The 4,066-nt window shown below is 61.4% G+C and carries 5 protein-coding genes and 1 pseudogene; 3 read left to right on the top strand and 3 right to left on the bottom strand.

What is annotated here, in order from left to right; translation table 11 throughout:
* Both DDF70_RS35715 and DDF70_RS35710 read right to left on the bottom strand, forming a co-directional pair.
* On the bottom strand, positions 1-989 hold a 989-nt coding region (locus tag DDF70_RS35715), incomplete at its 3' end, for a tartrate dehydrogenase (protein ID WP_114949187.1).
* Between the two features lie 78 nt (positions 990-1,067).
* Positions 1,068-2,045 (bottom strand): tripartite tricarboxylate transporter substrate-binding protein, encoded by a 978-nt coding sequence (locus tag DDF70_RS35710; protein WP_114949186.1) that lies wholly within the window; start codon positions 2,043-2,045, stop codon positions 1,068-1,070.
* 268 nt (positions 2,046-2,313) lie between these two features.
* Here DDF70_RS35710 and DDF70_RS35705 point away from each other — a divergent pair, with 268 nt between their 5' ends.
* Positions 2,314-3,039 carry a GntR family transcriptional regulator gene (locus DDF70_RS35705; RefSeq protein WP_245435785.1) on the top strand — a complete coding sequence of 242 codons (726 nt, stop codon included), beginning with the start codon at positions 2,314-2,316 and terminating at the stop codon, positions 3,037-3,039.
* Between the two features lie 41 nt (positions 3,040-3,080).
* Positions 3,081-3,488, top strand: coding sequence for a (R)-mandelonitrile lyase (locus DDF70_RS35700; protein ID WP_114949185.1), 408 nt, complete (start codon positions 3,081-3,083; stop codon positions 3,486-3,488).
* A gap of 31 nt (positions 3,489-3,519) precedes the next feature.
* Here the strand turns inward: DDF70_RS35700 and DDF70_RS35695 are convergent.
* A pseudogene (locus DDF70_RS35695) lies at positions 3,520-3,648 on the bottom strand (4-hydroxythreonine-4-phosphate dehydrogenase PdxA); the annotation flags it as partial.
* 43 nt (positions 3,649-3,691) lie between these two features.
* Between DDF70_RS35695 and DDF70_RS35690 the strand changes: the two are divergent.
* On the top strand, positions 3,692-4,066 hold a 375-nt coding region (locus DDF70_RS35690; RefSeq protein ID WP_114948489.1), incomplete at its 3' end, for an IS6 family transposase.

Raw genomic sequence — 4,066 nt, 5'->3', positions numbered from 1 at the left:
TCCTCGATGGCGCGAACGATGGCTGCTGCCGCTTCCGATTCCCCTAGGTGCTCCAGCATCATCGCGCCGGACCAGATCTGGCCGATGGGGTTTGCGATCCCCTGCCCGGCAATGTCAGGCGCCGACCCGTGGACAGGCTCGAACAGGGACGGAAAGTTTCGATCCGGATTGATGTTGCCGGACGGCGCAATGCCGATCGTTCCCGTGCAGGCAGGACCCAAATCGGACAGGATATCGCCGAACAGGTTCGAGGCGACCACCACGTCGAACCAGTCCGGGTGAAGGACGAAATGGGCTGTGAGTATGTCGATGTGATACTTGTCCCATTTCACATCGGAATACTTCCTGGCCATCTCCTCCACGCGCTCGTCCCAATAAGGCATCGTGATCGAAATGCCGTTCGATTTGGTCGCCGAGGTCAGATGCTTCTTCGGCCGCTTCTGCGCCAGGTCGAACGCAAACCGCAGGACCCGGTCGACGCCGATGCGCGTCATCACCGTCTCCTGGATGACCACCTCCCGGTCGGTGCCGGGAAACATCTTGCCGCCAACGGAAGAATACTCGCCTTCGGTGTTCTCACGCACGACCCAGAAGTCGATGTCGCCGGGCTTGCGATTGGCGAGCGGCGTCGGCACACCAGGCATCAGGCGCACGGGCCGCAGGTTGATGTACTGGTCGAATTCTCGCCGGAACTGCAGCAGCGATCCCCAAAGCGAGACATGGTCCGGGATCTTCTCCGGCCAGCCCACGGCACCGAAGAAGATAGCCTCGTGCGATCCGATCTGTTCCTTCCAGTCCTCCGGCAGCATGCGGCCATGCTTGGCGTAGTAGTCATAGGAGGAGAAATCGAAGTGATCGAGCTGGAGGTCGAAACCGAACTTCTTGGCCGCTGCCTCCAGAACACGCACGCCTTCAGGCGTCGTTTCCTTTCCGATTCCATCACCTGGAATGACTGCCAGCCGGTACCGCTTCCTCTGATCCGATGTCATGTGAAAACCTGTTTGTCAGTCGTGAGTGCTCCGACGACGGATGCGGGCTATGGAGCCACCCACATCCGCCCTCGATTGTTACTGCCCTGTAACGCCGGAGGCCTTGATGACCGGGACCCATTTGTCGATCTCGGAGCTGACGAGTGTGGCGAGAGCCTCAGGCGTCTGGCCCGCTTCGTCCGGGAGTTCGGCGCCGAGGTCGAGGAGGCGCTTGCGCGTAGTCCCGTCCTTGAGCGCAGCCTTGGCTGCGGCGTTCAGCTTCGTGACGATGTCCTTGGGAGTTCTCTTCGGCGCGAAGAGCGCGTTCCACCCTGTCGCCTGGAATCGCGGGAGTCCCTGCTCGGCAGATGTCGGGACATCCGGGATAACCGGAAGGCGGTTCTGAACCGCAACGACCAGTCCGTTGGCCTCTTTCGCCTGGACGGTGGGCACGATGGCGACCGTCTGATCGCAGACATAATCAACTTGTCCACCGAGCAGTGCCGTCAGGGCCGGACCTGAGCCGCGGAACGGCACGTGTTGCGGCTTCACCCCTAAGAGAGATTCCATGAAAAGGCATGTCAGATGCGAGGTCGAGCCTACTCCGCCCGATCCATAGTTCATCTTGGGAGCGTTGGCCTTGAGATATGCAATGAATTCCTTGAAATCCTTGACCGGCAGATCCTTCTTCGCGACCACGAGCATCGGCGTCGATGCCGAATTCATGATCGGCTCGAAATCGGTGCGCGGATCGTAGGCCAGCTTGGGATAAAGACCGACGCTTGCCGCCTGAGTTCCAAGATTGCCCATGAGGATCGTATAGCCATCGGGCTCGGCCTTGGACACGCGGGTGACGCCGACGGTGCCTCCTGCCCCGGTGACATTTTCGATCACGAGCTGCTGACCGAGTGTGCGACCCATGTGATCGGCCATGAGGCGAGCCACTACATCGGTCGTGCCGCCGGCCGCGAAGGGAACCACCACGGTGATGGGACGCGTGGGATAGGCCCCCTGTGCGTGTGCGCCCGTCGTGATGAGGCCCAAGGCTGCTGTAAAGACCGAAAGAGCTTTCTTCATAATGTGTTCCCTTCCCTTGAGGGCTTTGTTGTCAGCTACCGGCGCCTCTCCCTGTCGGCGGGTCTGGCCTTTGAGGTCTGGCCTTTGCTGCGCTCACCTCAGGGTCCATGCGCCTTTGCAGCTGAATGCCCGGTTCTTGTGAGCGTTTGGCTGGCTGCGATACGATCCTGCATCTTCCATGCAAGTTGGAATGCAAGAAAGCTGATGTCAGTTTTCTCCTTTGTCAAGCATCCATTTATCATTGTATGGAAGCTTCAGGAGAGGCATGATGAAGCCGGAGGGCCAGATGGTGGACAAGCTGCAGGCGCGCACGGCACAGGAGACTGCGAAGAAACCTTCGCTGGTGGAGGATGCCTACAAGGCGCTGAAGGAGGCGATCCGCGAGAATGTCTTCCCGCCTGGATATCAAGGGTCGGAGCAGGAGATCGCCCTGCGGCTCGGCATGAGCCGAACGCCGGTGCATGAGGCAATCATTCGGCTTCAGGAGGACGGCCTCGTCCGCGTTCTCTCCAAGCGTGGTGTTCAGGTCTGCCCCCTCGCTCCGGAGGACATCCGGGAGATCTATGACGTGATCATCGCCATCGAGGGAAGAGCCGCAGAGTTGCTTGCCGCCCTCCCCTATGATGAACGCCGCCGCGTGGCTGATGAACTCGAGGAGGCGGCCACACGCATGGAACAGTCCCTTCGGAAGGATGATCTGCATGCCTGGGCCATCGCCGATGACCAGTTCCATCACATCCTAGTGGAACGTTGCGGCAACAGGCGCCTCCGCAGGATCGCCCAGACGATCACCGACCAGGCTCACCGCGCGCGGATCCTCACGCTCAAGCTCCGGTCCAAGCCAACCGGGTCGGCCTCCGCCCACAGGGACATCGTCGAGGCGGTTCGGAAAGGGCGAGTGGCCGATGCTCACCAGCGTACCCGGCAGCATCGCATTGACGCCCGGGACGAACTCCTTCCATTGATCGAGAGCTTCGGCATCAAGCATCTCTAGTAGATCAGCTTGGCGCGCCATCTCACTACAGGGAGAATTCCATGGAGATCCACGTCGCAGGGACGTTCCCAACAAAGCGAGCTTCGGCCGAGGCGTTCACCGGAACCGTTTGGCATGATCCAATTATCGATGCCCCTCCTCCGGCCCGCATTCGCGCGAACCGTGTCACCTTCGAGCCTGGTGCCCGGACGGCGTGGCACACCCACCCGCTCGGGCAGACCCTCCACGTGATCTCGGGCGTCGGGCGCGTGCAGGCCTGGGGCGGCCCGGTCAGGGAGATCAAGGCTGGCGATACCGTGTGGATTCCACCCGATGAGAAGCACTGGCACGGCGCTGCACCCGCGATCGGCATGGTCCACATTGCCATGCAGGAGGCTCTCGAGGGCAACCATGTCACCTGGATGGAACATGTTACGGACGAGCAGCACCGCGTGGCGCCTGGGACCTGAGATGGCCGCCGGGCAAACCAAATCTGATCCGTCACACTGCCGAGCGAGCGCCCCCACCGCGAGCAAGCTTCGCGGCCAGACGCACCGCGTTCTCCAGTGCACCGGTCGACGCGACACCTTTGCCGACGATGTCGAATGCAGTTCCATGGGCCGGCGTTGTCACGTTAACTCGGGATTGATTGCGACTGTGTAGACGGGCCGGCATGACCAAGTCTGTCAGCTACAAGCGCCATCGGTTCCCGTCTGAGATCATTGCCCATGCAGTGTGGTTGTATTTTCGCTTTCCTCTGAGCCTGCGACTGGTCGAGGAGATGCTGCTCGAGCGCGGCATCGTCGTCTCCTATGAGACCGTCCGGCGCTGGGCGCTGAAGTTCGGGCCGGACTACGCGCGCCGCCTCCGGCGCAAGAGGCCGAGCCGCCGCGACATCTGGCACCTCGACGAGGTCGTGATCACGATCGCGGGCCAGAAGCACTGGCTCTGGCGGGCCGTCGACCAGGACGGCTATGTGCTTGACGAGATCGTCCAGACACGCCGTGACACCAAGGCCGCCAAGCGCTTGCTGAAGCGTCTACTGAAG

The sequence above is a fragment of the Microvirga calopogonii genome (assembly GCF_003347665.1).
Taxonomy (GTDB): Bacteria; Pseudomonadota; Alphaproteobacteria; order Rhizobiales; family Beijerinckiaceae; genus Microvirga; species Microvirga calopogonii.
This window is presented reverse-complemented; position numbering and strand designations above follow the sequence as displayed.

What these genes read in the sequence shown, in the direction of transcription:
- DDF70_RS35705 (WP_245435785.1), top strand. Translation starts at nt 2,314, where the DNA reads ATGAAGCCGGAGGGCCAGATGGTGGACAAGCTGCAGGCGCGCACGGCA.
- DDF70_RS35710 (WP_114949186.1), bottom strand. Translation starts at nt 2,045, where the DNA reads ATGAAGAAAGCTCTTTCGGTCTTTACAGCAGCCTTGGGCCTCATCACG.
- DDF70_RS35700 (WP_114949185.1), top strand. Translation starts at nt 3,081, where the DNA reads ATGGAGATCCACGTCGCAGGGACGTTCCCAACAAAGCGAGCTTCGGCC.